Consider the following 25,473-nt stretch of genomic DNA (forward strand, 5'->3'; position numbering starts at 1 on the left):
CTTTCTCCTTACTCGTCGATGCCGCCGGAAACCGGCTGGCGTGGCGACGTAGGCTGAATGCTGTCATCCCGCGACGGAGCGGCGGCAGTCGGTACCGACTTGCTGCTCGGGCGGGGTTTGCGCGGGACGCCGGATTTACGCGGCGTTGGAATCTTGGCGGAGGCGGACGCGGAGGCCGCGACGGCCGCCGACGCGCCGGATGCCGAAGCAGCCGCAGCAGCCGGCGATGTCGCAGCCGTGGCCGCCGATGCAGCAGCCGAAGCCGATGCAGCCGCCGCCGCGGAAGCTGCCGCCGCAGCCGAAGCAGCACCCGGCATCGGCAATGCCGTGAAGCCCGCTGCAACCTTCACCGGCTGCGCCGCGTCCTGCGGAGCCGGTGCGCTACCCACTTCGGGCGCGGACGCATCCTCCGTCGCCGAGGCCGCTGCCGCGACAGCCGCCGCTTCAGCGCCGGGCTTGTTCTTGCCGACCAGGTAGTAATCGAGCACGCGCCGCGCGATCGGACCGGCCGCTTCCGCGCCCCAGCCGCCGTTTTCGACGATCAGCGCGAGCGCGATCTTCGGTTGCTCGGCCGGCGCGAACGCGATGAAGAGCGCGTGGTCGCGCAGATGCTCGGCGATCGCATGGCCCTTATAGTTCGCGCCTTGCAGCGAGTAGACCTGCGCCGTACCGGTCTTGCCGGCGGCCAGATAGGGCGCGCCGATGAACAGCTTCGACGCCGTACCGTTGGTCACGACGCCTTCCATCGCGCGCTTGATGATGTCGATGTCCGATTGCTTCACCGCGATCTTGTCGCTCGGATCGCGAACGACCGGGCGCGTATCTTTGGTGATCGGATTTTCGATGTCGCGCACGAGGTGCGGCTTCATCACGACGCCGTTATTCGCGAGCGTGGCCGTGGCGTGGGCGAGCTGGAGAATGGTGAACGAGTTATAGCCTTGGCCGATGCCCAGACTGATCGTTTCGCCTTCATACCAGCGCTGCTGCTCGGGCTTGCGGTACGCCTTGCGCTTCCAGTCCGTCGACGGCAGGATGCCGCGCGCTTCGCCCGAAATGTCGATGCCGGTGATCTGACCGAAACCCCACGGCTTCATGAAGCCGGCGATCGCGTTGACGCCGAGATCGTGCGCGAGCATGTAGAAATACGTGTCGTTCGACACCACGATCGCGCGGTTCATGTCCACCCAGCCCTGGCCGGAGCGCACGTCGTTGCGGAACGTGTGGCCGCCGAAGGTGTACGAGCCCGGATCCTGGAAGCCCCAGCCCGGCGTGCGCTTATGCAGCGTCAGCGCGGCGAGCGCCATGAACGGCTTGTAGGTCGAACCCGGCGGATAGGTGCCGTGCAGCGGACGGTTCAGCAGCGGATGGTCGGGCGAGTTGTTGAGCTCGTCCCAAGTCTGCTGATCGATACCGTCGACAAACGAATTCGGATCGAAGCTCGGCGCCGAGACGAACGCGAGCACATCGCCGCTTGCCGGTTCGATCGCGACCAGTGCCCCACGGCGGCCCGCAAACGCCTGTTCGGCGACCTGCTGCAGACCGATATCGATCGACAGTTCGAGGTTGTTGCCCGGCGTTGCCTGAGTGCGAGACAGCGTGCGCACAGGCCGGCCACCGGCGGTGACTTCGACTTCCTCAAAACCGGTCTGGCCGTGCAGTTCCGTTTCGTAGCTCTGCTCGACGCCGATCTTGCCGATGTAGTCGGTGCCCTTGTAGTTGTTCGCGTCGAGGCGCGGATCATAGTGATCCGGATCGCTGTCGTTCTGATCGCTGGCGTCGTCGATGCGGTCCTGATCGCGCTGCGAAATCCGCCCGATATAGCCGATCACGTGTGCCGCGGTGGGCCCGAGCGGATATTGGCGGAACAGGCGCGCGCGCACTTCCACGCCCGGAAAGCGGAAGCGTTGTGCGGTGAAGCGCGCAACTTCGTCGTCGGTGAGGCGGGTGCGGATCGGCAGGCTCTCGAAGTTCTTCGAGTCTTCCTGCAGCTTCTTGAAGCGGCGCCGGTCGCGTGCGTCGATCGAGACCACGGTGGCCAGATTGTCGATCACGTTTTCGAGCGTGTCGTTCAGCTTCGACGGAGTGATTTCCAGCGTGTACGCCGAGTAGTTCTTGGCCAGCACCACGCCGTTACGGTCGGTGATGATGCCCCGGTTCGGCACGATCGGCGCGACCGAGATGCGGTTTTCGTCGGCTTGCAGCGAGTACTTGCTGTAATGCCAGACCTGCAGGACCAGGAAACGGAAACCGATCAGCCCGAAGCAGACGAACACGAACACGCCCGCCGCCGCTACGCGCAGGCGGAACTTCGAGAGCTGTTGCTGAGTGTCCTTGAATTCGGTCATGCGATTCTGCAAAAGGCCGCGTGACGGCCATCATGAGTGTGCGCCCAAACCGGCCGGAACCGGGAGGCATGAACAGCGATGCGCGTCGAGCGGGCCGGGAGCGTGGATTCCATCGGAACGGCCGGCGGGCTCGATGCGTGATTAAATCGGCCGCGTATCGTCCGGATCGGCCGGACGACGCTGCGGCATCAGCAGCAGCATGCTGGCGACCGGCCACAGCGCGGCTTCGACGAAGCCGTCAATCAGGTAACTCCAGCCCGGAAACGCTGCGCCCGTCAGCAGACGGATCACGAACGGCACCAGTTGCGCGACAACGAGGAGCGGCATCACCGCGAAAGTCTGCACGCCGAGCGACATCCACAGCACCCGGCGATGGATCGTAATCGCGCCATACGACAACAACGTATACGCCAGCGCGTGCTCACCGAGCAGGCTGGCGTTGTGTACGTCCATCAACAGGCCGAGAAAGAACGCGATGCCCATGCCGACCTTGCGCGGCTGGTGCACGTTCCAGAACAGCAACACGAGCGCTACGAAGTCCGGCACACCGGCGAGGCGCCCCCACGGCATCAGGTTCAGCAGGAACGCCGCAGCGAGGCTGAACGAAATGAAGTAGGGATTGACCGGCTGCAGGATGTATTGCGGACGGTTCATGGCTGGGCCCCCGGCGTGGCTTGCGGCTTCGCGTTCTTGTCAGCGGTCGGTTTCTTTTCGGTGGCGGCTTTCTTCTCCGCGGCCGTGGCTTTGGCCGACGGCTTTTCAGCGGGCTTGGCAGCGGCGGCGGCGGGCTTTTCGGCAGGCTTGGCAGCGGATTTATCCGCCGCGGCCTTGCTGTCCGCGGGCTTGCCGCCCTTCTTCGCTTTCGCGTCCTTGGCGGTCGTAGCCGCGTCGGGCTCTTCCGCCGGACGCGGCGGCACGTTGTTCAGATAGTGCAGCACGAGCAACTGACGCGCGCCGCGCACGGGCGCAACCGGCAAGCAGATCACGCGCGCGAACGCCGTATCGGCCTGTTTGTCGACCCGCACGACCTTCGCGACTGGCAGCCCCGGCGGATAAACGCCGTCGAGCCCGCTCGTGACGAGTTCGTCGCCGGTTTGCACATCAGCGCTGATCGGCACGAAGCGCAGATCGAGCGTATCGCCCTTCGGCGTGCCGTAGATCACGCTGCGCAAGCCGGTGCGCACGATCTGCACGGGCACCGCCTGATCCTTGTCGGTGAGCAGCGTCACTTCGGCTTGCAGCGGGAACACGCGCGTCACCTGACCGATCACGCCGTCTTCATTGACGACCGGCGATCCGTCCTGGACGCCTTGCTGGGCGCCGCGGCCGATCACGACCTTCTGCGTGAACGGGTCGCGCGTGTCGTACTGGATTTCAGCCGGCAGCGATTGCGTGGTGGAGCGCTGCGAGAGTTGCAGCAGCGCGCGCAAATGGGTGTTTTCGGCAGCCAGTTCGGCAGCTGTATTGGCTTGCTGCGAGAGCTGGAGATCTTTGGTGCGCAGTTTGTCGTTCTCGCTGCGCAAGGTGGCGCTGGTCACGGCCAGGTCGGCCGCGCCCATGAAAACGTCGCGCGGCACGAGGGCTGCGCGTTGCAACGGATAAAGACCCGCGCCGAGCACGCCGCGAACGATTTCGAGCGTTCTGAAGCGTGCATCGGAGATCAGCAGGGCGAGCGCCAGCACGACGAAAAACACCAGCCGTGCGAGGGCGGACGGGCCTTGCTTGAACAGGGGCGGCGGACTGTATTCCATGGTCGGCGCCGGGGGCGTGAGCGGTTGGGTGAGACGGCGGCGCGCGAGGGGTGCGCGTTCAGCGCGCGGAGGCTGGCAGGCCCAGCCAACGGCAAACCGGCCCGCAAGGGGCCGTTTGCCAGATCCGCGCTACTGACATGGAGACGGGCTCGCTTACTCGTACGAGAAGATGCTGCCGAGCTTGTCCATGCGTTCGAGCGCCATGCCCGAGCCGCGTACAACACAGGTCAGCGGGTCTTCGGCGACGAGCACCGGCAGGCCGGTTTCTTCGGCGAGCAGGCGGTCCAGATCGCGCAGCAGTGCGCCACCGCCGGTGAGCATCATGCCGCGCTCGGCGATGTCGGCGCCCAGTTCCGGCGGCGTTTGTTCGAGCGCGATCTTCACCGACGAGACGATCTGGTTCAGCGGATCGGTGAGGGCTTCGAGGATTTCGTTGCTGGAGATCGTGAAGCTGCGCGGAATGCCTTCCGACAGATTGCGGCCCTTCACTTCCATTTCCTTGACTTCGGAACCCGGGAACGCGGAGCCGATTTCTTTCTTGATGGCCTCGGCGGTTTGTTCGCCGATCAGCATGCCGTAGTTGCGGCGGATGTAGTTGACGATGGCTTCGTCGAACTTGTCGCCGCCTACGCGGACCGAACCCTTGTACACGATACCGCCGAGCGAGATCACGCCGACTTCGGTCGTGCCGCCGCCGATATCGACGACCATCGAGCCGGTTGCTTCTGACACCGGCAGGCCTGCGCCGATTGCCGCTGCCATGGGCTCTTCGATGAGGTAAACCTGCGAAGCGCCCGCACCGTGAGCGGCTTCTTTGATCGCGCGACGCTCGACCTGGGTCGAACCGCACGGCACGCAGATGATGATGCGCGGCGACGGCGAGAACATGCGCGATTCGTGAGCAGTTTTGATGAACTGCTTGATCATCTGTTCGGTGACGGTGAAGTCGGCGATCACGCCGTCTTTCATCGGGCGGATCGCCTCGATGTTGCCCGGCACCTTGCCAAGCATCTGCTTGGCTTCCTTGCCGACTGCCTGAATGGTTTTCTTACCGTTGGGACCGCCTTCCTGGCGGATCGAGACCACCGACGGTTCATCAAGAACGATACCCTTGCCACGCATGTAAATGAGCGTGTTGGCAGTGCCGAGGTCAATCGCCAGGTCGTTGGAGAAGTAGCTGCGCAGAAAACCGAACATTCAAAATCCTGTCTCGCTTGGGGCCAGCCCTCGCAACGTATGCGCAGGGCGGCAGCGGAAAAAATAACAGCTTCAACCGGGCGGAAGCGGCGCCACTGGAACTTGAAGCTGCGAGGGAGTCTACCGGAGGCCGGTGCAAGGCCTAGTCAGAAAAATCCGAACTATCTTTGGGAATTGTTCAGAAAGGCCTTGGTAAGTCGGTCCGGGTTTGGGTCGAACGCGTAATGATACCTTATAATTTTGGATGTTTTGAAGGAAACGGACGGCACTTTTTGCCGCCGCTGGCCCCTTTTTCGAGGTCTTCCTCCAGTGTCGTAACCCGCTGTCGCAGCATCGTTTTTCCCGCGCTGCGGCGGTCCACCACATTTTCCGGTGACTGCATGGCTCTGACCCTGACCGATGTTAAACGCATCGCGCACCTCGCGCGGCTCGAACTGGCTGACGCCGAAGCTGAGCACACGCTTACCCAGCTCAACGATTTCTTCGGCTTAGTCGAGCAAATGCAGGCGGTCGATACCACCGGCATCGCCCCGCTTGCCCATCCGATCGAGCAGATCGAAGACGTCGCGCTGCGTCTGCGCAACGACGCGGTGACCGAAACGGTCGACCGTGAAGCCTTCCAGCGCCCGGCGCCGGCCGTTCAGGACGGCCTGTACCTCGTGCCGAAGGTGATCGAGTAAGTGATCGACCAAGACTCGCGAATCAAGCCCAGGATAAAACGCAATGCATGAAAAAAGCTTGACCGAACTGCGCGCCGCACTGGCAGCCAAGGAATGCTCCGCAGTCGAGCTGGCGCAGCTCTATCTGAAGCGGATCGACGCGGCCAACAGCCTGAACGCCTTCATTCAGGTCGACGCCGACCTGACGCTCGCGCAGGCGAAAGCGGCCGACGCGCTGCTTCACACCGGCCACGCCGGCTCGCTGGTCGGCCTGCCGATCGCGCATAAAGACGTGTTCGTCACCAAGGGCTGGCGCTCCACGGCCGGCTCGAAGATGCTGTCGAACTACGAAAGCCCGTTCGACGCCACCGTGGTCGCGCGGCTGCAGCACGCCGGCATGGTGTGCGTGGGCAAAACCAATATGGACGAGTTCGCGATGGGCTCGTCCAACGAGAATTCGTACTTTGGCCCCGTGCAGAATCCGTGGGATCGTCTGGCTGTGCCGGGCGGCTCATCCGGCGGCTCGGCTGCTGCAGTGGCGGCGCGCCTCGCGCCTGCTGCCACCGGCACGGATACCGGCGGCTCGATTCGTCAGCCGGCGTCGTTCTCCGGCATCACCGGTATCAAACCGACGTATGGCCGCGTGTCGCGTTACGGGATGATCGCGTTCGCATCGTCGCTGGATCAGGGTGGTCCGTTGGCCCAAACAGCCGCGGATTGCGCCACGCTGCTCAATGCCATGGCCGGTTTCGACGAGCGCGATTCGACCAGCCTCACGCGCGAAGACGAAGACTTCACGCGCTACATCGGCAAAACGTGGAAGGAAGACGGCGCGGACAAACCGCTCGCCGGCCTGCGCATCGGCCTGCCGAAAGAGTATTTCGGCGCAGGCCTTGCCGATGACGTGCGCGCTTCGATCGACGCTGCCTTGAAGCAATACGAAGCGTTGGGCGCCACGCTGGTGGAAGTCTCGCTGCCGAAAACCGAGCTGTCGATCCCGGTGTACTACGTGATTGCGCCGGCGGAAGCCTCGTCGAACCTGTCGCGTTTCGACGGCGTGCGCTTCGGCCATCGCGCCGCGGAATACCGCGATCTGCTCGACATGTACAAGAAGTCGCGTGCCGAAGGCTTCGGTCCGGAAGTGAAGCGCCGTATTCTGGTGGGCGCCTATGTGCTGTCGCACGGTTATTACGACGCGTACTACCTGCAGGCGCAAAAGATCCGCCGCATCATCGCGCAGGACTTCCAGGAAGCGTTCAAGCAGTGTGACGTGATCATGGGCCCGGTGGCGCCCTCGGTGGCGTGGGACCTCGGCGCGAAGGGCGACGATCCGGTGCAGATGTATCTGGCCGACATCTACACGCTGTCGGTGAGCCTCGCCGGTCTGCCGGGTATGAGCGTGCCGTGCGGCTTCGGCGCGGGCGCGAATGCGCAGCGCCCGGTGGGTCTGCAGATCATCGGCAACTATTTCAATGAAGCCCGGATGCTGCAAGTGGCCGACGCGTTCCAGCGCGCGACCGACTGGCATCGCAAAGCACCGGCAGGAGTGTGAGCACCATGGCCAAGCAATGGGAAGTCGTGATCGGTCTGGAGACCCACGCGCAACTGTCGACCCAATCGAAGATTTTCTCGGGCACTGCCACGCAATTCGGCGCTGCACCGAACACGCAGGCCAGCCCCGTTGATCTGGCATTGCCGGGCACGCTGCCGGTGATGAACCGTGGCGCCGTGGAACGTGCGATTCAGTTCGGCCTTGCGATTGGCTCGACGATCGCGCCGCGCAGCATCTTCGCGCGCAAGAATTATTTCTACCCCGATCTGCCGAAGGGCTATCAGATCAGCCAGTACGAAATCCCTGTCGTGCAGGGCGGGCAGGTGACGATTCAGGTCCCGGCCAATGAAAAGGCAGGCAATCCAGCGTACGAGAAGGTCGTCAACCTGACGCGCGCTCACCTCGAAGAAGACGCGGGCAAGTCGTTGCACGAAGACTTCGCGGGCATGACCGGCATCGACCTGAATCGCGCCGGCACGCCGCTGCTCGAAATCGTCACCGAGCCGGAAATGCGCAGCGCGGCCGAAGCGGTCGCGTATGCCAAGACGCTGCATACGCTGGTCACATGGCTCGGCATCTGCGACGGCAACATGCAGGAAGGCTCGTTCCGTTGCGACGCGAACGTGTCGGTGCGTCCGGTCGGTCAGGCGGAATTCGGCACGCGTGCCGAGATCAAGAACCTGAACTCGTTCCGCTTCCTCGAAGAAGCGATCCAGTACGAAGTGCGCCGGCAGATCGAATTGATCGAAGACGGTGGCACGGTGGTGCAGGAAACGCGTCTGTACGATCCGGACAAGCGCGAAACGCGTTCGATGCGCAGTAAGGAAGACGCGCACGATTACCGCTATTTCCCCGATCCTGATCTGATGCCGCTCGTGATCGACGCGGCGTGGGTCGAGCGCGTGAAGGGTGAAATGCCGGAACTGCCGGTCGCGATTCAACAGCGCTTCGTCACGCAATACGGCCTGACGCCGTACGACGCGAACGTGCTGACGTCGAGCAAGGCCATGGCTGCCTACTACGAAGCGGTCGTCCTCAAGGTCGGTCCGTCGAACGCGAAGGTCGCGGCGAACTGGCTGATGGGCGAGGTGTCGTCGCAACTGAATCGCGAAGGCCTGGACATCGCTGACAGCCCGGTTTCGTCCGCACAACTTTCGTTGTTGCTGCAGCGTATCGCCGACGGCACGATCTCGAACAAGATCGCCAAGGAAATTTTCCTCGCGATCTGGGAAGAGAAAGCCACGGACGAAGCCGCTGCCGATCGCATCATCGAAGCGAAGGGTTTGAAGCAGATTTCGGACACGGGCGCACTGGAAGCGATCATCGACGAAGTGCTCGCCGCGAACCCGAAGTCGGTTGAGGAATTCCGCGCGGGCAAGGAAAAGGCGTTCAACGCACTGATCGGTCAGGCGATGAAAGCGACCAAGGGCAAAGCCAATCCGGCGCAGGTGAACGAACTGCTGAAGAAGAAGCTGTCCTGAGTTGAAGTCATGTGACCGGCGCGAGTGCGCCGGTCATCGCGGGCTGTTGCCGGAAACGAAAGTGGGGCAACGGCCCGTTTCATTTTGCGGGCAATGTTTTAACGCAGATCACGGAGTGTGAATGGCGAAGCAACCCGAACTCGACGATTTCCGCGTGCCGTATTTCGACGACGGCAAGAAGAGCAGCAAATTCTCACTCGACGCTTTCGACCCGTCCGCGAAGCCTTTTTCGAGCGGTTCGAAAGATGCTGACCGGGCGCGCTTGTCGGAGATCGGCGCGATCCTCGACACGCAGCAGGAGTGCCTGCACGCGCAGCAGAAACGCCGGGTATTGCTGGTGTTGCAAGGCATGGACACGAGCGGCAAAGACGGCACGATCCGTGCGGTGTTTCATGAGGTCGACCCGCTTGGTTTGCGCATCGTGCCGTTCAAGGCGCCTACGCCTGTGGAGCTGGCGCACGATTTTCTCTGGCGCGTGCATGCGCAGGCGCCCGCTGCCGGTGAGTTGACCATCTTCAACCGCAGCCACTACGAAGATCTGCTGGTGCCGACCGTGCTCGGCAATCTGGATGCCGAAGCATTTGAACAGCGCTGTGGCCACATTCGCCAGTTCGAAAAGCTGCTGGCCGACAGCGGTACGGCCATCGTCAAGTGCATGCTGCATATTTCGAAAGACGAGCAGCGCGAGCGTCTGCAGGCTCGCATCGACGATCCGAACAAACACTGGAAATTCGACGTCGCCGATCTCGAAGCCCGCAAGCAGTGGGACCAATATCAGGCGGCGTACCGCGATATGCTGGCCGTGACGTCGACCGACTACGCACCGTGGTACGTGGTCCCGGCCGATTCGAAAACCCATCGCAATGTAATGGTCGCCGAGTTGTTGCTACGTACGTTCGAAGCGTTAAAGCTCGAATATCCGCCTGCCAAAGAATCGCTGAAGGGCGTCAAGGTCGAATGACCCTGCGCCTTTGGTCTTGTGCTCCAGAAACGAATTGAACATAAAGGGAACGACATGTTGCGTGTGATTACCGCCAACCTGAACGGCATCCGCTCAGCGGCAAAGAAGGGTTTTTTCGACTGGTTCGGCGAACAGAAAGCCGACGTGGTGTGCGTGCAGGAAATCAAATGCTCACAGGACGATCTGACGCCGGAGTTTATGTCGCCGCACGGTTTCACCGGCTATTTTCAGCATGCGGTGAAGAAGGGGTATAGCGGCGCGGGTGTGTACACGCGCCACGAGCCGGACGAAGTGGTAATCGGCTTCGGCAGCGAAGAGTTCGATCCGGAAGGGCGCTATGTCGAACTGCGCTTCGGCAAACTTTCGGTGATTTCGGTGTATGTGCCGTCGGGGTCGAGCGGTGAAGATCGCCAGCAGGCCAAGTTCCGCTTCATGGACGAGTTCATGCCGCATCTCGCGGAACTGGCCAAGGAGCGCGAAGTGATCGTGTGCGGCGACGTGAACATCGTCCACAAAGAGATCGACATCAAGAACTGGAAGAGCAACCAGAAGAATTCAGGGTGCCTGCCGGAAGAGCGCGAGTGGCTCACCAAGCTGTTTGACGAAGTGGGTTACGTCGACGTATTTCGCACGCTCGATCAGCGACCCGAGCAATACACGTGGTGGAGCAATCGCGGTCAGGCGTACGCGAAGAACGTAGGGTGGCGGATCGATTACCAGATTGCGACGCAGGGCATCGCCGGCAAGGCGAAACGCACCGACGTGTTCCGCGATATCAAGTTCAGCGACCATGCGCCGCTGACGGTCGATTACGATCACAAGGTCAAGAAGTAAGCACGGCTAGCCCGAGCCGCAAGGAACCGTGCAAGCCGCAAGCGCCGCGGCTTGCGCGCCTCACTCGCTACTGATGGGTTTGCGGCGCGGGCGGCCCATGCCGGCATAGTCCGGTAGCGCATCGACGGTCTTGCCGATTGCCTTTGCATAGAGCGGCAACATATCCGGCAAACGCTTGATGATGTCCTGACGGCGCGCCGGCGTGTACGGGTGCACGTAGATATAGCCCTGATCGCGATTGCTGCGCGTCGCCGTGGCCAGCTTGTCCCACAGCGTGACGGCCGCGCGCGGATCGAAGCCGGCGCGAGAGGCGATATCGCTGCCGATCACGTCGGCCTCGGTTTCGTCGGTGCCCTCGTACTTCATCTCGAGCAAGCGCGAACCGATGCCGAGCGGCGCTGCGCCCAGATCGGCGAGCCCGAAGAGCTGTGGGATCGTGCCGGACGAGTCGAGCTGGCTCGACTGCAGTTCGCCGAGCCGCTCACGTGCATGTTCGCGCAGTGCATGTGCGATCTCGTGACCGATCAGCATGCCGAGTTCGTTGTCGTTCAGATGCGTGCGGTCGAGCAGGCCGCTATACACCACGATCTTGCCGCCCGGCAGGCAGTACATTCGGATGTCGGGCGAGCGCACCACCGCTACATCCCACTTCCAGCCCTTGGCCCGCTCGTTCCACTTTAGCGAGTAGGGAATCATCTTGTCGACGATCGACCGCACCCGCGTGACGTGGGCGTCGGTGTCGCCGTACAGGCGGTTTGCGTGCTCCGCGCCGTACGTGATCTGATTGAACTCTTCGGCCGCTTGCGCCTCGAGCATTGGCGATGGGATCAGGTTGCGGAACACGAGGTAGCCGCCGTAGCGCAATTGCGTGTTCGGCGCACTGTAAGTCGGCGGCGTGGCAGTGTTGGCGGCTGCGGCGGGCGATGACGTTGCGGCAGGCGCTTTTGCGGCCGTAGCGGGTGTCGGGGTGGCTGCCGGCGTTTTGGCCGTTACGGGTACCGGTGGCGGCTGTATTGAAGCGGGCGGCGTGGCGGCCGCAGGTGCGCTGCCGGCGTTCGTGGCGCTGGACGCGCCGGTCGCGGCCGATGTCGCGTTTTCCGGGCTTGAAGTGTTCGGTGCCGATTTTGTCGACGGTGCCGGTGCCGGCGTTGGCGCCGCTGCCGGAGCCGGTGAGGTGGTGGCCGCCGCTGCACTGGAGCCGGCCGCAGGCATCGCTGTCGCGTAAGCGCCCAACGGCGCCGCCAACGTCAGGTTCGCGCAACCGAGCGCCAACACCGTAAGCCGCACCACGCGTCCGGCCTTGAGCGAAGACATCCCGAAGGCATCCGAAACCGGGCGCGCCACGCGCTTTGACTGACGCATCGTCACGACCGGGTTCTCCAGGGCGCGATGCGCAGCAGAAGCAGCATGCCGGGCAGCCCCAGCGCGGTACACACGATGAAATAGTCGAACCAGCCGATCTGTGCGACCACATAGCCGCTTGCCGCCGATGCCAACGTGCGCGGCACCGAAGCCAGGCTCGTGAAGAGTGCGAACTGCGTGGCCGTGTAGCGCGGATCAGTGGTGCTGGCGATATAGGCGACGAAGGCAGACATCGTCAGGCCGGTCGCAAAGGTTTCAAGGCCGTAGACGAGCGCGAGCGCCACCGAGCGCGGATCGAGTTGGACGGTCCAGTCGATGCCGAACACCGACAGCAGCTTCGTCGTACCCTGGCTCAGCCCAACCGCGATGTCATAGACGACAGCCAATCCAGGCGAGGCTGGGCCAATATGCGCGAGCCACGCGAAGCCGAGCGTCGACACCATCTGCAGGACGCCGAAAATCCACAGCCCACGGCCAATGCCAATACGCATCAGCCAGATCCCGCCGACGATCCCACCCGCGAGACTCGCGCCGAACGCAGTGGTCTTGGCGATCACACCGATTTGCGTGCGCGAGAAACCGATGTCGAGAAAGAATGACGTCGATAGCGTGGTGGCCATCGTGTCGCCGAGTTTGTACAGGAAGATGAACGCCAGCACGAAGAGCGCGCCGCGCCAACCGTCGCGCTGGATAAATTCGCGGAACGGCAGCACGATCGCGTCACGCAGGTTTTTCGGCGGCGCGCCGTGTATCTCAGGCTCGCGCACCACCAGCGTCATGATCATGCCGGGCAGCATGAAGGCGGCGGTGACGATGAAAACGGTGGTCCACGGCAAATGGTCTGACAGAATCAGCGCCAGCGAACCCGGCACCAGTGCGGCGATCTTGTAGGCATTTACATGCACCGCATTGCCGAGACCCTGCTGCGTGTCGCTCAGCAACTCACGCCGGTAGGCGTCGATCACAATGTCCTGGCTCGCGCCGAAAAACGCGACCAACGCCGTCAAAGCCGCTACCGTCCAGATCGAATCCTTCGGCGACACGAAACCGAGCGTGCCAATCGCGCCCGCCACCAGAATCTGCGTGACCAGCATCCAGCCGCGCCGTCTGCCCGGACGCCAGCCCGGAAAACGCGGCACGTAGCGGTCCATCAGCGGCGCCCAGATGAATTTCCAGGTGTACGGGAACTGAATCAGCGCAAAAAGGCCGATTTCCTTCAGATTGACGCCTTCGGAGCGTAGCCACGCCTGCACCAGATAGACGAGCGTGAACAGCGGCAGTCCCGACGTAAAGCCGAGAAAGACGCAGATCAGCATGCGCGTATTCAGGAACGCGCGCCAGCCGGGATGTTCTTCGTGAGCGGTAAGTGCAGGCGCCTCGTGCGGCGGGTTCGACATGTGGATAAGTGGCGTTAGCTTTTCTTGACGCGATAGACCGCAAGACTACCACGCCAGTTCACGCCCCATCGCACCACCTGGCCTTCGTGAAGCACCACGCGGTCGAGGATCTCGATACCGACTTCCGGCGCCAGCGCCTCGAAATCCTTGATCGTCAGCACCCGCACGTTCGGCGTGTTGTGCCACTGGAAAGGCAGCGACTTCGAGACCGGCATGCGGCCCTGCAGCACAGACAGCCGATGCGCCCAGTAGCCGAAATTCGGGAACGAGACGATGCATTCCTTGCCCACCCGCACCGTCTCGCGCAGGATCGCGGCGGTCTGATGAATGGTTTGCAGCGTCTGCGACAGAACCGCAAAGTCGAAGCTGCCGTCTTCGAACAGGCGCAGGCCGTCTTCCAGATTCTGCTGGATCACGTTGACGCCGTTCTGCGTCGACGCCAGCACGCCGGCGTCGTTGATTTCAATGCCGTAGCCCTGCACGTCCAGTTCTTCGGTCAGGAGCGACAGCAGCGAGCCGTCGCCGCAACCCAGATCGAGCACGGTGGCGCGCGGCTCAACCCAACGGGCGATCGCGCGGAAGTCCGGGCGCAGCGCCAGATAATCGAGTGCTCGCTGGTTCATGCGTTCACCTCGTTCGCAATACGTTCGTAATAGGCGCGCATCAGGTTGTGATAGCGCGCGTCGTCGAGCAGGAAGGCGTCGTGGCCGTGCGGCGCGTCGATTTCCGCGTAGGTCACGGTGCGCTTATGGTCGAGCAGCGCCTTCACCAGTTCGCGCGAGCGGGCCGGCGCGAAACGCCAGTCGGTCGAGAAACTGGCGATCAGGTATTTCGCCGTGGTGTGGGCGACGGCGGCGGTCAGATCGCCGTCGAAGGCCTTGGCCGGATCGAAATAGTCGAGCGCGCGGGTGATCAGCAGGTACGTGTTCGCGTCGAAGTAGTCGGCGAATTTGTCGCCCTGATAGCGCAGATACGACTCCACCTCGAATTCCACGTCGAAGTTGAAGTTGTATGCGTCCACCGCGCCTTCCGCGCGGCGCAACGACCGGCCGAATTTCTCGGCCATGTCGTCGTCCGACAGATACGTGATGTGGCCGATCATGCGCGCGACGCGCAAGCCGCGCTTCGGCTTCACGTTGTGCGCGTAGTAGTCGCCGCCGTGGAAGTCGGGGTCCGACAGGATCGCCGAGCGCGCCACCTCGTTGAACGCGATGTTCTGCGCGGACAGCTTCGGCGTGGACGCGACCACGATGCAATGGCCCACGCGCTCCGGATACATCATGCTCCACGCGAGCGCCTGCATGCCGCCGAGGCTGCCGCCCATGACCGCGGCGAAACGCGTGATGCCGAACTCATCGGCGACGCGCGCCTGCGCGTTCACCCAGTCTTCAACCGTGACGACAGGAAAGGCCGCGCCATACGGTTTGCCGGTCGCCGGATCGATGCTCATCGGCCCGGTCGAGCCGAAGCACGAACCCAGGTTGTTCACGCCGATCACGAAGAACCGGTTGGTGTCGAGCGGCTTGCCCGGGCCGACCATGTTGTCCCACCAGCCGATGTCCTTCGGATCGTCGGCGTAGACGCCCGCCACGTGGTGCGAGGCGTTGAGCGCGTGGCACACCAGCACGGCATTGCTGCGCGCGGCGTTGAGCGTGCCGTAGGTCTCGACCACCAGGTCGTAACCGGCCAGCGAGCTGCCGTTCTGCAGCAGCAGCGGCTCGGTGAAATGCATTTTTTGGGGAGCGACGATACCGATCGATTCCATTCATTCCGCCATTTAACAAATACAGGGCGGCTAGATTGGCGTCGGCGAAGCACGGAGGAGAAGCGGTGTGCGCGGCTGACGACCTCTTTAGCCGCATTTATAGTGAACCGCGGGATCGTATATTCCCGCTGGTTCGCGCGCCCGCAATCGAGTCAGCAAATCGGCGCGTGATAGGTGTTCAGGGTGCTCCGGACAGCGGTCTTAGGTAGTTCGGCGAGCCGCAGTCAGGCGCAAAGTATAGCGGAAAATTTCATGCGGCAGCGTCGCGGACGCTACCGCGCCACTGCGCCTGCCGCGCGGACTACTGAAGAATCAGCAGCAGTTGCGCGTCGGCGTGTTCGGCGGGCGGCCGCGCAAAGCCGCTGCGTACATACCGATGCCAGCGGCCGATGATGTAGCTCAGCAGCAGGCTCGCGCGGATTGCGGGATCGTAGCCGGCGGGCAGCGGGGCGGCGTGTGCATTGGCGCTCGGACCTGTGGTTTCGCCCGCGCCCGCACTTGCGTTTGCTTCCGTCTGAGCCAGCCGCAAACACTGCTTCAACGACGCCTCGACTCGCTCCAGCATCTGATTGACCCGCTCGGTCAGCCTTTCGTGCTCGCCAACCAGCGCTTCGCAGGTGAGCACGCGCGTCATGCCGGGATTCTTGGCGGGGAAGTTGAGCAGCATCAGCGCAATCGCGCGGGCTTGCAGCACGCCGTTGCTTTCCTTGTCGGCGATCTGGTTGATCAGGCCGAAGATCGTCTGCTCGATGAACTCGATGAGCCCTTCGAACATTTGCGCCTTGCTGGCGAAATGGCGGTACAGCGCCGCTTCCGAGACGCCGAGCCGGGCGGCGAGCGCCGCCGTGGTGATCTTTTCGCTTTTCGGCGCCTCCAGCATTGCGGCAAGCGTCTGCAGGATGTGCACGCGGCGCTCGCCCGGCTTCAGGCGCGGCGCGCGCGGGGCGCCCGACGGGGCGGGTTCGTGTTCGGCTACGGCTTCGTCCGGCTTGTCGATCGGCTGCATGGCTGTCGCCCTGTTCTGCTATCTCTTCAAACGAACCGAGCGGTTGCCCAGTCGTAGCGATTTTAACGAACGAATGCATCGATCGACATAGTGCGGCCGACCGGTGCCCGGCAGACGCGTCGGCACGCCGTCCGCGTGCGGTTTGCGCGGCAGATGGCCGGTAATCCACACGGTGCGGATGCCGAGCCGCCTGTAGTTCTTCAGATGCGAGCGCGTGTCTTCCACGAGGATCACGTCTTTGAGCGAAACGTGCGCGTCGCGCATCGCCTTGCGCAGCATCGAATGATCGGGTTTGGCGCGCCAGCTGCGGCGATCGCGCATATGTTCGATCGCAATCACCTGCTCGAACAGACACTCGATGCGCAACTTTTGAAGTACCGCGCGCGCGTAGGTCTCGGGCGCGTTGGTCAGCACGATCTTGCGGCCGGGCAGCGAGGCGACGAGGCGCGCAACGCCGCGTTCGTGACGGATCATCGAGCCGAGATCGGAGAACGTGTGAACGACTTTCAGAAAGTCGTTCGGGTCGAGTGGATGGTGGCGTGCCAGGCCGAGCAGCGTTGCGCCGTAGCGTTGCGTGTAGCCGGTGCGCAGACGGTTGGCTTCGTCGATGTCGACTCCCAGCGAGTCGATGATGTACTGCGTCATGCCCTGATTGATCGCCGGAAAGATCGCGTGCGAGGCGTGATGCAGCGTGTTGTCGAGATCGAACAGCCAGACCGGACTGCCGCCTGCAATGTGCGGACGACGGCGTCGGGAAGTGGGGGTGCGCATGATGGAGGACGCCGTTCAGGCGTGGGCAGTCGCTTCACGCAGCGAACGCGGATGACGCTTCGCGATGCGGAAGGCGATAAAAGAAGGGGGAGTGCTTTTGCGCCAGAGGGTGGCGCGTGGTGCGCCGCTGGGCGCAGCGGTAGAGCAACTGCACGGCCCACATGGCACGCCTCGCTGGCGTACCGTGTGGGCCGGGTTTGAGGCAGGAATCAATGCGAGCGGATCATCGTGCCGAACGGCTGTTCGGTGAGAATTTCCAGCAGCACCGAGTGCTCGATGCGGCCGTCGATGATGTGTACCGAACGCACGCCGCTCTTCGCAGCATCCAGCGCCGACGAGATTTTCGGCAGCATACCCCCGGAGATCGTGCCGTCTGCGAACAGGCCGTCGATTTCGCGCGCCGACAGATCGGTTAGCAGATTGCCTTCCTTATCCATCACGCCCGGGATGTTGGTCATGATGACGAGCTTTTCGGCGTTCAGCACAACCGCCAGTTTGCCCGCGACCAGATCCGCGTTGATGTTGTACGACAGGCCGTCTTCGCCGAAGCCGATCGGCGAGATCACCGGAATGAAGGCGTCGTCCTGCAGCGCTTTCACAACCGCGGGATTGATCGCCTCGACTTCGCCCACTTGGCCGATATCCAGGTATTGGCCAGGATTGTCGCGATCCGGCATCTGCATCTTGCGCGCGTGGATCAGGCCGCCGTCTTTACCCGTCAGACCGACCGCATGGCCGCCGAAATGGTTGATCAGCGTGACGATGTCCTGCTGCACTTCGCCGCCGAGCACCCATTCGACGACTTCCATCGTCTCTTCGTCGGTGACGCGCATGCCCTGAATGAATGTGCCCTGCTTGCCGATTTTCTTCAGCGCCTGGTCGATTTGCGGACCGCCGCCGTGCACGATGACCGGATTGATACCGACCAGTTTCAGCAGAATGACGTCGCGCGCGAAGCCTTGCTTGAGCCGCTCCTCGGTCATGGCGTTGCCGCCGTATTTGATGACCACGGTCTTACCGTGATACTGGCGAATGTAAGGCAGCGCCTCGGCCAGGATTTCAGCCTTCAGGGTGGGCGCGATCTGCGAAAGGTCAGGGATCTCGGACATGGCGGCAGGCTCAGGCACGGAACAGTTAAAACAGGGCGAATTGTACAGGACTGGCGCGCTGCAACAGGGTTTTCGATAGCGGCGCCGGTGACGGGCGGCACCGGCTTTGCGCACTGCGCAACGAGCGGGCCGAAGCGGCGGGTGACAATGAAGCTTAGCGCCGTTCAGAGCTGCCTGTGAATTGGCCGAATGGCCGGCTCACGGCGGCGCGCCAGTCGTGGCATCATTTCCTGATCCAGGCTGAAGCGAGGTCATCCGGCCCCTCATGAAACCGTCAGCTTCCCGATCTGCAAGCGCGCTTTGCCCGCGCTGCGGCCATGCATTCGATTGCGCCATGCATGGGGTGCCATTCGACTGCTGGTGCCGTGAGATGCCGGCTCTGCCAGCAGACCGGCTCGATCCGTCTGGCCGCTGTTTGTGTCCTGAATGTCTTGCGGCGGAGATTGCGCGAGCCGTGCAACCGGGGCCGGGAGCCGGGTCACTTTGAACGCGGCGCGGCCTTGGTGGCCGCGTTGCCGGTCAATGGCGGCCTATGCCGCGTGGTGCCGGGTTGCAAGTGCACTCAGATCACGTGCAACAGCCGCCAGCGCCGGATCCCATTGGCCGAACTGCGGCTGCCGGTACAGCGTCGCGCTTGGATACCACGGGCTGTCGGGTCGGTCGAGCAGCCAGACCCAATGCGGATTGACGTCGAGCAGCACCCATGTACGCTGGCCGAGTGCGCCGCTCAGGTGCGCCACGGATGTGCAAACCGTAATGACGAGATCGAGCGCGCTGACAAATGCCGCCGTGTCGTCGAAGGTGGTGAATTCGGCGGTGAGGTCCGACATTGACAGGCCCGCTGCCCGGGCCGCCGCGACATCCGCCCCGGCGCCCGGTTGCAGCGAATAGAACGCCACGTTTTGCATGCCGCCGAAATGTTTTGCATAGCGCTCCCAACCTACCCGTCGGAATGGGTTGCGCTGATGGCCAAGGCTGCCGGTCCATGTCAGCCCGACTTTGAGCCTTGTTTCGCCGGCAAGCCTCTGTTGCCACGACGCACGCGCCGCAGCGTCCGTACGCAAATACGGAGTCGCAGCGGGGATCGTCTCTTCGCGCGTGTCGAAAATCAAAGGCAGACTGAGCAACGGGATTTCGTAGTCGAACGGCGGCAAAGATTCGACGCCACCGCCAACTGAGAAATCGTCCACATGATCGCCAAGGCTACGCGCGAGCAACGCGCCCATCTGCGGAAACGAATTCCAGACGAGACGGCCGCCCTCGCGATGAACGCGCTCGGCCAGCAGCGGGATATAGCGGCTGAACTGCAAGACATCGCCCATGCCCTGTTCGCCCCAGACCAGCAGTGTTTTGCCGGCCAGCGGTTCGCCGTGCCAGGTCGGAGCCGGCATCGCGGGGCGGTTGCCGCCCAATTCAAACGAGCCGTCCCAGCGCGCTTCGTGGGCTTCCCAGCCTTGCGCGTAATCGCCGCGCATGAGTTGCAGCATGCCGAGATTGGAGCGCATGCTCGCGTCGTTGGGTGCTAATGCGCAAGCGGTTCTTTCGGCGCGCTCCGCTTCGTCCCAGCGTTGCGCTTCACGTAGCGCCAGCGCATAGTTGTTATGCGCCAGCGGGCTATTCGGCGCGCATTGAACGGCTCTTGCGCCGGCTTCGAGCGCGCGTGGCAGATTCAAATTGGCGCGGCTCGCCTGGGTGAGATTGGTCCATGCGTCGGCGTGGCTGGGATCCTGATGAACGGCACTTTCCAGCAGGGCGATTTGCTCGTTCAGGTCACCACCAGTGAACGCGAGGGCGCCAGCGAGATTGTTGCGTAACTGCGGCAATGTCGGTTCGATGGCGAGTGCGCGACGATATGGCGCGATTGCCTCACTATGCCGATTTGCCATCTGCAGTGCGTAGCCGAAGCGGAAGTGCGCAAGCGCCCGATGCGGATCGAGTTGCGCAATAATGGCGGCGAGTTCGAGCGCGTCGTCGTGACGATGTTTTTCGAGCAAATTGATGACGAGCGAATCGATGGACTCGTCGTCGAGCGAATTGCGTTGTGCAGCCGCGTCGAGCCATCTGGCCTCTGCTTCTGCGGTGCCGTTTTGCCGGGCTGCGGCGGCATGTCGCAGGAAAGTCAGGAAAGCTGATGAGGCAGGGGTCTCGCTATCAGAGATTGGCAGCATGGTTGAGTTTGGATGGTGCGGGAACCGATGTTAGGCAACCGGTTCGCGCAATGTTGTCGCAAAATTCCATGTTACCGGCGCAAGGCCGCGAGGTAAGTCAGACTGGTCCGAACAGTTAAACTAAAGTCATGCATCGTATAACTAACACCGGCCGCGTCAACCTCGGCCATCTGTTCTGGTTGCGCAGCCTCGCCATCATCGGCCAACTGGTGACGATTGCGTTTGTGCAGGCCTTCTTCGGCGTGCACCTGCCGTTGCCCGCGATGTTGCTCGTGATCGCTCTTGAAGTGATCTTCAACGCGCTGACATGGTGGCGGGTCTCGCAGCAGCGGCCCGAGTCCAATCTCGAACTGTTCGGCCAGATCTGGGTCGATCTCGGCGCGTTGTCGGCGCTGCTGTTCCTCTCCGGCGGCACCACCAATCCATTCGTTTCGCTGTACCTGCCATCGCTCGCCATTGCTGCCGCTGTGTTGCCATGGCATCTGATGGCGTGGCTCGCCGCGTTCGCCGTGGCCTGCTACGCCGTGCTCGGTTTTGATTCCGTCCCGCTCAATCTCGACAACCCCGCGAACCTGTTCGACTATTTTCGCGCCGGCATGTGGGTAAACTTCATGGTCAGCGTTGGCCTGATTGCGTGGTTCGTCGCGCGTATGTCACGCGCTCTGCGACTACGTGACGCAGCGCTCGGAGAGGCGCAGCAGCGCTTGCTTCACGATGAACGCGCCGTCGCGCTCGGCGTCCAGGCCGCCACTGTCGCGCACGAAATCGGCACGCCGCTGTCTACAATTGCGATGTTGTCCGAAGAGTTACGCGATGCCGCGCGAACCGACAAGGGGCTCGCGCCATACAGTGCCGATCTGGAGCTGCTCGAACAGCAAATGGCGCTTTGTACTTCGGCGCTTGCACGGCTGCGCAGTCGTGCATCGACCGCGACTAACCGGCAAACGGTCAGCGAATGGCTCGAGTCGTTTGGAGAACAATGGCGCTTGCGTCACCCGCATGTGAAGTTCGAACGGATCGGCGTGCCGCCTGCGGACGTTAGTCTTGACGATACGGTTGCCGTCAGTCAGATTCTCACGATTCTGCTCGACAACGCCGCGCGTGCGAGTCGCGATCACGTCACGCTATCGTGCACGCTCACCGCTCGCGGCGACCAGATCGCATTCGAGGTATGCGATGCGGGCCCTGGCATTCCCGCCGCGTTGCGCGGGTCGCTCGGCGCGATGCCGGTCGACAGCACACAGGGTGGGCACGGCGTGGGCCTGTATCTGGCGTTTTCAGCGGCGGCACGTCTGAAGGGATCGATCGAGTTGGCCGATGTCAGCGAGATCAAGCCGCGTGGCACGCGCGCAGTGTTGAGACTGCCGCTTGCGGCGCGCAAATTATCAGGTGCGGGCCGTCAAGGCACTACGCCATCCAACACGGAGAAGCAGGCATGAGCGATATGAATTTTCTGGTGATCGACGACGATGAGGTGTTCTCCGGCATCCTCGCCCGTGGTTTGACGCGGCGCGGTTATACAGTGGCCGAAGCGCACAACGCGGATGAGGCGATCAAGTTGGCGAACCAGCAGAAGTTCAGCCAGATCACTGTAGACCTGCATCTCGGCAATGACTCCGGTCTCACGCTCGTTGCTCCCTTGCGTGATTTGCAGCCAGATGCGCGCATGCTGGTGTTGACCGGTTATGCCAGCATCGCCACGGCGGTGCAGGCGGTGAAAGACGGTGCCGATAATTACCTGGCGAAGCCCGCCAACGTGGAGACGATCTTGTCGGCGTTGCAAAGCGAAGCGAGCGCGCTGCAAGCCGAAGAGGCGATTGAGCATCCCACGCCGTTGTCGGTTGCGCGTCTGGAGTGGGAGCATATTCAACGCGTGCTCGCGGAGCACGGCGGCAATATTTCGGCTACTGCGCGCGCGTTGAACATGCATCGTCGAACGTTGCAGCGAAAGTTGGCGAAGCGGCCGGTTAAGCAGTAAGTGCTGGGGCCTGCTCGCCTTTTCGGGCCGGAAAGCAAAACGGGCTGTCTTTCACAAGACAGCCCGTTTTTTTACGCCTCACACGTGATCGACTGCATGCGAGGCGCGCGGCTTTAATGCGGCGTCAGTGTTGACGCCAACATCAACATCAGCATATCGGCATCACAACACGTAGCGCGACAGATCCTCATCTTCCGCCACTTCGTTCAGCGCGCGATCGACATACGCCGCATCGATCTGCACCGTCTTGCCCGAATGATTGCCTGCTGCGAACGAGACATCTTCAAGCAGTTTTTCGATCACCGTGTACAGACGGCGCGCGCCGATGTTTTCAGTCTTCTCGTTGACCGAGTACGCGATTTCGGCCATACGGCGAATGCCGTCGTCGGCGAATTCGAGGTGCACGTCTTCAGTGGCCAGCAATGCCTGGTATTGCTTGACGAGGCTTGCGTCGGTCGACACCAGGATCGATTCGAAATCGCCCACCGACAGCGAATCCAGTTCGACCCGAATCGGGAAGCGGCCTTGCAGTTCCGGAATCAGATCGCTCGGCTTGGACAGATGAAACGCGCCGCTTGCGATGAACAGAATGTGGTCGGTCTTCACCATGCCGTACTTGGTGTTGATCGTGGTGCCTTCGACGAGCGGCAGCAGATCGCGCTGCACGCCCTGACGCGACACTTCGCCGCCGCCAGCTTCATTGCGCGACGCGATCTTGTCGATTTCGTCGAGGAACACGATACCGTTCTGCTCGACGTTCTGCACCGCCTTGGCTTTCACCTCTTCGTCGTTGAGCATCTTGCCGGCTTCTTCGTCGGTGAGGACCTTCAGCGCTTCCTTCACCTTCAGCTTGCGGCGCGTTTTCTTGCCGCCGCCGATGTTTGCGAACATCGAACGGATCTGTTCGGTCATGTCTTCCATGCCCGGCGGCCCCATGATGTCCATACCCACTTGCGGCTGTTCGACGTCGAGTTCGATTTCCTTGTCGTCGAGCAGCCCTTCGCGCAGGCGCTTGCGGAAGGTCTGGCGCGTGGTGCTGCCTTCGTCGGCAGTATCCGCGGCGCTTGAGCTCGCACCGAAACCAACCGGGCGCGCGCTGGGCAGCAGGATGTCGAGAATGCGGTCTTCAGCCTGATCTTCAGCCTTGGTCCGCACTTTGCGCATTTCCGTTTCGCGCGTCTGCTTGACCGAGATTTCGATCAGATCGCGCACGATGCTGTCGACGTCGCGGCCCACATAACCGACTTCGGTGAACTTGGTGGCTTCGATCTTGATGAACGGTGCGTCGGCCAGTTTCGCCAGACGCCGCGCGATTTCGGTTTTGCCGACACCGGTCGGTCCGATCATCAGAATGTTCTTCGGCGTGATTTCCTGACGCAGGGGGTCTTCAACCTGCTGGCGGCGCCAGCGGTTGCGCAGCGCCACGGCAACCGCTTTCTTCGCGCGGCCTTGGCCGATGATGTGTTTGTCGAGTTCCGAGACGATCTCGGCAGGGGTCATGGTGCTCATCGTGGGTCCTTACTCGATCGTCTCGATGACGCGGTTATGGTTCGTATAGATGCACATGTCGCCGGCAATCTCCAGCGACTTCTCCACGATCTCGCGCGGCGACAGCTCGGTGTTGTCAACGAGCGCTTTCGCGGCGGCTTGCGCGTAAGCGCCGCCCGAACCGATCGCGCAGATGCCGCCTTCCGGATCGAGCACGTCGCCGTTACCGGTAATCACGAGGGTGGTGGTGGCGTCGGCCGCGATCAGCATGGCTTCGAGGCGGCGCAGCATGCGGTCGGTGCGCCAGTCTTTGGCGAGTTCGACGGCGGCGCGGGTCAGATTGCCCTGATGTTTTTCCAGCTTCGCTTCGAAGCGGTCGAGCAGCGAGAAGGCGTCGGCCGTGCCGCCGGCGAAGCCGACCATCACCTTGCCGTTATAGATGCGCCGGACTTTCTTCGCACCGCCTTTCATGACGATGTTGCCCAGTGTCACCTGGCCGTCGCCGCCAAGCGCGACCTTGTCGCCGCGGCGCACGGAAACGATCGTTGTGCCGTGAAATTGCTCCATATGCGTTCCTCTTTGCAAAACGGGTAGGACACGGCAGCACAAGCTAATGCACCACCGCATGAATCCTGAAAGCGGACGGCGCGCAACGCTGAAACGATCAACCGGCCGGCGCGCGCTCGTGCAACGCATGTCCGGCTTATTTTAGGGCGTGCGCGGTCATATCAAGAGCCGGCAAACGGCATAAGACAAAAACACGGGATTCGGAGCGGAGGACTGTGCGCAGGGGCACACAAAAGAAAAAAGGCGCACAGATCACCGTGCGCCTCTCGACGAAGCAGCTTAAAAGGGCGCGGAGCCGAAGCCGCGCCGTTGGCGTTCAGTCGCCGAACAGCTTCTGGCGCAGTTCGCGGCGTTCCTGCGCTTCGAGCGACAGGGTTGCCGTGGGCCGTGCGAGCAGACGCGGAACACCAATCGGCTCGCCGGTTTCTTCGCACCAGCCGTAATCACCCGAATCGATGCGCGCGATCGATTGCTGCACCTTCTTCAGCAGCTTGCGTTCGCGGTCGCGCGTGCGCAGTTCCAGCGCATGCTCTTCTTCGATCGTTGCACGGTCGGCCGGGTCCGGCACGATTACTGTTTCGCGCAGGTTCTCGGTCGTCTGGCCGGCATTGCGGAGAATGTCCGCCTGCAGCTGTTCGAGCTTGTTCTTGAAGAAAGCGAGCTGATCCTCATTCATGTAATCCTTGTCGCTCATCTTCAGGATTTCGGCTTCAGTCAAGAGTCGTTTCGTCGTCATCTGGCTTGCTTCTTCAATGTGAGGCAAAACTCTTACATAGTGCCCGCACTTTCGTATTGCCCGCAAAGGCGCCACGAGGACGCTGAGCGCTGGGCGGGCACGGACGATGGGCTGTCGGTGACGCCGAAGCGCCTTGCGCCCACGCGCCGGGCGTCGCTACGCCAATGCGGGGCCGAACTCCTCTGGAAACCGTTTCTCAAATGCTCCTGAGGCATTGCTTGCCGGCAGCGAGCATTGTCTGCTGTGCCAGCCGGCATTGTCGGCGTGAGTTCCGGATAAGATTTTCCGGCGCCGTTTTAGCCCGGCGCGGGATACGCGCTGACCGGGCAATTCGTTGTCATTCTCC

The 25,473-nt window shown here is 62.5% G+C and carries 23 protein-coding genes; 8 read left to right on the forward strand and 15 right to left on the reverse strand.

Annotation, left to right across the window (positions count from 1 at the left end):
* Positions 1-8: 8 nt before the first annotated feature.
* The 4 genes from mrdA to M0D68_RS20325 all read right to left on the reverse strand — a co-directional run bounded on the left by mrdA (position 9) and on the right by M0D68_RS20325 (position 5,293).
* The gene (gene mrdA / locus M0D68_RS20310; RefSeq protein WP_266225133.1) at positions 9-2,345 is read right to left on the reverse strand and encodes a penicillin-binding protein 2; all 2,337 of its coding nucleotides are present in this window, start codon (positions 2,343-2,345) and stop codon (positions 9-11) included.
* 141 nt (positions 2,346-2,486) lie between these two features.
* A complete protein-coding gene (mreD, locus tag M0D68_RS20315) occupies positions 2,487-2,999 on the reverse strand; it encodes a rod shape-determining protein MreD (protein WP_054037125.1) in 513 nt (170 codons plus the stop codon).
* Positions 2,996-4,096 carry a rod shape-determining protein MreC gene (gene mreC / locus M0D68_RS20320; protein ID WP_266225134.1) on the reverse strand — a complete coding sequence of 367 codons (1,101 nt, stop codon included), beginning with the start codon at positions 4,094-4,096 and terminating at the stop codon, positions 2,996-2,998. The genes mreD and mreC overlap by 4 nt, the downstream gene beginning before the upstream one ends.
* 153 nt (positions 4,097-4,249) lie before the next feature.
* Positions 4,250-5,293, reverse strand: a complete 1,044-nt coding sequence (locus M0D68_RS20325) for a rod shape-determining protein (RefSeq protein ID WP_004189550.1) — start codon at positions 5,291-5,293, stop codon at positions 4,250-4,252.
* Between the two features lie 380 nt (positions 5,294-5,673).
* Between M0D68_RS20325 and gatC the strand changes: the two genes are divergently transcribed.
* The 5 genes from gatC to M0D68_RS20350 all read left to right on the forward strand — a co-directional run bounded on the left by gatC (position 5,674) and on the right by M0D68_RS20350 (position 10,780).
* On the forward strand, positions 5,674-5,973 hold the full coding sequence (gene gatC, locus M0D68_RS20330) for an Asp-tRNA(Asn)/Glu-tRNA(Gln) amidotransferase subunit GatC (protein WP_093634635.1): 300 nt from the start codon (positions 5,674-5,676) through the stop codon (positions 5,971-5,973).
* Positions 5,974-6,016: 43 nt separating this feature from the next.
* Positions 6,017-7,504 (forward strand): Asp-tRNA(Asn)/Glu-tRNA(Gln) amidotransferase subunit GatA, encoded by a 1,488-nt coding sequence (gene gatA / locus M0D68_RS20335; protein ID WP_266225135.1) that lies wholly within the window; start codon positions 6,017-6,019, stop codon positions 7,502-7,504.
* A 5-nt stretch (positions 7,505-7,509) separates the two neighbouring features.
* Positions 7,510-8,985 carry an Asp-tRNA(Asn)/Glu-tRNA(Gln) amidotransferase subunit GatB gene (gatB, locus tag M0D68_RS20340; protein ID WP_266225136.1) on the forward strand — a complete coding sequence of 492 codons (1,476 nt, stop codon included), beginning with the start codon at positions 7,510-7,512 and terminating at the stop codon, positions 8,983-8,985.
* 121 nt (positions 8,986-9,106) lie between these two features.
* Positions 9,107-9,946, forward strand: a complete 840-nt coding sequence (locus tag M0D68_RS20345) for a PPK2 family polyphosphate kinase (RefSeq protein ID WP_093634638.1) — start codon at positions 9,107-9,109, stop codon at positions 9,944-9,946.
* Between the two features lie 54 nt (positions 9,947-10,000).
* On the forward strand, positions 10,001-10,780 hold the full coding sequence (locus M0D68_RS20350) for an exodeoxyribonuclease III (RefSeq protein ID WP_054037130.1): 780 nt from the start codon (positions 10,001-10,003) through the stop codon (positions 10,778-10,780).
* A 60-nt stretch (positions 10,781-10,840) separates the two neighbouring features.
* Here M0D68_RS20350 and M0D68_RS20355 read toward each other — a convergent pair whose 3' ends face one another.
* The 7 genes from M0D68_RS20355 to argB all read right to left on the reverse strand — a co-directional run bounded on the left by M0D68_RS20355 (position 10,841) and on the right by argB (position 18,190).
* Complete coding sequence (locus M0D68_RS20355) at positions 10,841-12,094, reverse strand: M48 family metallopeptidase (RefSeq protein ID WP_266225137.1); 1,254 nt, start codon at positions 12,092-12,094, stop codon at positions 10,841-10,843.
* Positions 12,095-12,144: 50 nt separating this feature from the next.
* On the reverse strand, positions 12,145-13,539 hold the full coding sequence (locus M0D68_RS20360; protein WP_266225138.1) for an AmpG family muropeptide MFS transporter: 1,395 nt from the start codon (positions 13,537-13,539) through the stop codon (positions 12,145-12,147).
* 14 nt (positions 13,540-13,553) lie between these two features.
* Entirely contained in the window at positions 13,554-14,162 is a 609-nt protein-coding gene (gene metW / locus M0D68_RS20365; RefSeq protein ID WP_054037137.1) for a methionine biosynthesis protein MetW, read from the reverse strand.
* On the reverse strand, positions 14,159-15,304 hold the full coding sequence (locus M0D68_RS20370; protein ID WP_266225139.1) for a homoserine O-acetyltransferase: 1,146 nt from the start codon (positions 15,302-15,304) through the stop codon (positions 14,159-14,161). Before M0D68_RS20370 ends, metW begins: the two co-directional genes overlap by 4 nt.
* A gap of 301 nt (positions 15,305-15,605) precedes the next feature.
* Positions 15,606-16,310: a nucleoid occlusion factor SlmA gene (slmA, locus tag M0D68_RS20375; RefSeq protein WP_054037141.1), complete on the reverse strand. Its 705-nt coding sequence runs from the start codon at positions 16,308-16,310 to the stop codon at positions 15,606-15,608.
* Between the two features lie 18 nt (positions 16,311-16,328).
* Positions 16,329-17,081, reverse strand: a complete 753-nt coding sequence (locus M0D68_RS20380; RefSeq protein ID WP_266225141.1) for a pyrimidine 5'-nucleotidase — start codon at positions 17,079-17,081, stop codon at positions 16,329-16,331.
* Positions 17,082-17,290: 209 nt separating this feature from the next.
* Positions 17,291-18,190 (reverse strand): acetylglutamate kinase, encoded by a 900-nt coding sequence (gene argB, locus M0D68_RS20385; protein ID WP_054037147.1) that lies wholly within the window; start codon positions 18,188-18,190, stop codon positions 17,291-17,293.
* Positions 18,191-18,455: 265 nt separating this feature from the next.
* Between argB and M0D68_RS20390 the strand changes: the two genes are divergently transcribed.
* On the forward strand, positions 18,456-18,677 hold the full coding sequence (locus M0D68_RS20390) for a cysteine-rich CWC family protein (protein ID WP_093634644.1): 222 nt from the start codon (positions 18,456-18,458) through the stop codon (positions 18,675-18,677).
* A 43-nt stretch (positions 18,678-18,720) separates the two neighbouring features.
* On the opposite strand, the gene M0D68_RS20395 is transcribed toward M0D68_RS20390, so the two are convergent.
* Entirely contained in the window at positions 18,721-20,358 is a 1,638-nt protein-coding gene (locus tag M0D68_RS20395; protein WP_266225143.1) for a tetratricopeptide repeat protein, read from the reverse strand.
* 128 nt (positions 20,359-20,486) lie between these two features.
* Between M0D68_RS20395 and M0D68_RS20400 the strand changes: the two genes are divergently transcribed.
* Together M0D68_RS20400 and M0D68_RS20405 are read left to right on the forward strand one after the other, a co-directional pair.
* Positions 20,487-21,797: an ATP-binding protein gene (locus tag M0D68_RS20400; protein WP_266225144.1), complete on the forward strand. Its 1,311-nt coding sequence runs from the start codon at positions 20,487-20,489 to the stop codon at positions 21,795-21,797.
* Positions 21,794-22,336, forward strand: a complete 543-nt coding sequence (locus M0D68_RS20405) for a response regulator transcription factor (protein ID WP_028197735.1) — start codon at positions 21,794-21,796, stop codon at positions 22,334-22,336. The genes M0D68_RS20400 and M0D68_RS20405 overlap by 4 nt, the downstream gene beginning before the upstream one ends.
* Before the next feature lie 162 nt (positions 22,337-22,498).
* Here the strand turns inward: M0D68_RS20405 and hslU are convergent, their stop codons facing one another.
* The 3 genes from hslU to dksA form a co-directional block, all read right to left on the reverse strand.
* Entirely contained in the window at positions 22,499-23,845 is a 1,347-nt protein-coding gene (gene hslU / locus M0D68_RS20410) for an ATP-dependent protease ATPase subunit HslU (RefSeq protein WP_093634648.1), read from the reverse strand.
* Positions 23,846-23,854: 9 nt separating this feature from the next.
* A complete protein-coding gene (gene hslV, locus M0D68_RS20415; RefSeq protein ID WP_028197737.1) occupies positions 23,855-24,391 on the reverse strand; it encodes an ATP-dependent protease subunit HslV in 537 nt (178 codons plus the stop codon).
* A gap of 316 nt (positions 24,392-24,707) precedes the next feature.
* Positions 24,708-25,127, reverse strand: a complete 420-nt coding sequence (dksA, locus tag M0D68_RS20420; protein WP_054037155.1) for an RNA polymerase-binding protein DksA — start codon at positions 25,125-25,127, stop codon at positions 24,708-24,710.
* Positions 25,128-25,473: the final 346 nt, after the last annotated feature.

Origin of the sequence: Paraburkholderia sp. SEWSISQ10-3 4, assembly GCF_030464785.1 — a bacterium.
Lineage (GTDB): Bacteria > Pseudomonadota > Gammaproteobacteria > Burkholderiales > Burkholderiaceae > Paraburkholderia > Paraburkholderia aspalathi.

Coding starts and splice junctions, on each gene's coding strand:
- M0D68_RS20380 (WP_266225141.1), bottom strand. CDS start 17,081: ATGCGCACCCCCACTTCCCGACGCCGTCGTCCGCACATTGCAGGCGGC.
- M0D68_RS20345 (WP_093634638.1), top strand. CDS start 9,107: ATGGCGAAGCAACCCGAACTCGACGATTTCCGCGTGCCGTATTTCGAC.
- hslV (WP_028197737.1), bottom strand. CDS start 24,391: ATGGAGCAATTTCACGGCACAACGATCGTTTCCGTGCGCCGCGGCGAC.
- M0D68_RS20390 (WP_093634644.1), top strand. CDS start 18,456: ATGAAACCGTCAGCTTCCCGATCTGCAAGCGCGCTTTGCCCGCGCTGC.
- argB (WP_054037147.1), bottom strand. CDS start 18,190: ATGTCCGAGATCCCTGACCTTTCGCAGATCGCGCCCACCCTGAAGGCT.
- mreC (WP_266225134.1), bottom strand. CDS start 4,096: ATGGAATACAGTCCGCCGCCCCTGTTCAAGCAAGGCCCGTCCGCCCTC.
- mrdA (WP_266225133.1), bottom strand. CDS start 2,345: ATGACCGAATTCAAGGACACTCAGCAACAGCTCTCGAAGTTCCGCCTG.
- gatB (WP_266225136.1), top strand. CDS start 7,510: ATGGCCAAGCAATGGGAAGTCGTGATCGGTCTGGAGACCCACGCGCAA.
- gatA (WP_266225135.1), top strand. CDS start 6,017: ATGCATGAAAAAAGCTTGACCGAACTGCGCGCCGCACTGGCAGCCAAG.
- M0D68_RS20400 (WP_266225144.1), top strand. CDS start 20,487: ATGCATCGTATAACTAACACCGGCCGCGTCAACCTCGGCCATCTGTTC.
- metW (WP_054037137.1), bottom strand. CDS start 14,162: ATGAACCAGCGAGCACTCGATTATCTGGCGCTGCGCCCGGACTTCCGC.
- M0D68_RS20395 (WP_266225143.1), bottom strand. CDS start 20,358: ATGCTGCCAATCTCTGATAGCGAGACCCCTGCCTCATCAGCTTTCCTG.
- M0D68_RS20405 (WP_028197735.1), top strand. CDS start 21,794: ATGAGCGATATGAATTTTCTGGTGATCGACGACGATGAGGTGTTCTCC.
- gatC (WP_093634635.1), top strand. CDS start 5,674: ATGGCTCTGACCCTGACCGATGTTAAACGCATCGCGCACCTCGCGCGG.
- M0D68_RS20370 (WP_266225139.1), bottom strand. CDS start 15,304: ATGGAATCGATCGGTATCGTCGCTCCCCAAAAAATGCATTTCACCGAG.
- hslU (WP_093634648.1), bottom strand. CDS start 23,845: ATGAGCACCATGACCCCTGCCGAGATCGTCTCGGAACTCGACAAACAC.
- slmA (WP_054037141.1), bottom strand. CDS start 16,310: ATGCAGCCGATCGACAAGCCGGACGAAGCCGTAGCCGAACACGAACCC.
- M0D68_RS20360 (WP_266225138.1), bottom strand. CDS start 13,539: ATGTCGAACCCGCCGCACGAGGCGCCTGCACTTACCGCTCACGAAGAA.
- dksA (WP_054037155.1), bottom strand. CDS start 25,127: ATGACGACGAAACGACTCTTGACTGAAGCCGAAATCCTGAAGATGAGC.
- mreD (WP_054037125.1), bottom strand. CDS start 2,999: ATGAACCGTCCGCAATACATCCTGCAGCCGGTCAATCCCTACTTCATT.
- M0D68_RS20355 (WP_266225137.1), bottom strand. CDS start 12,094: ATGTCTTCGCTCAAGGCCGGACGCGTGGTGCGGCTTACGGTGTTGGCG.
- M0D68_RS20325 (WP_004189550.1), bottom strand. CDS start 5,293: ATGTTCGGTTTTCTGCGCAGCTACTTCTCCAACGACCTGGCGATTGAC.
- M0D68_RS20350 (WP_054037130.1), top strand. CDS start 10,001: ATGTTGCGTGTGATTACCGCCAACCTGAACGGCATCCGCTCAGCGGCA.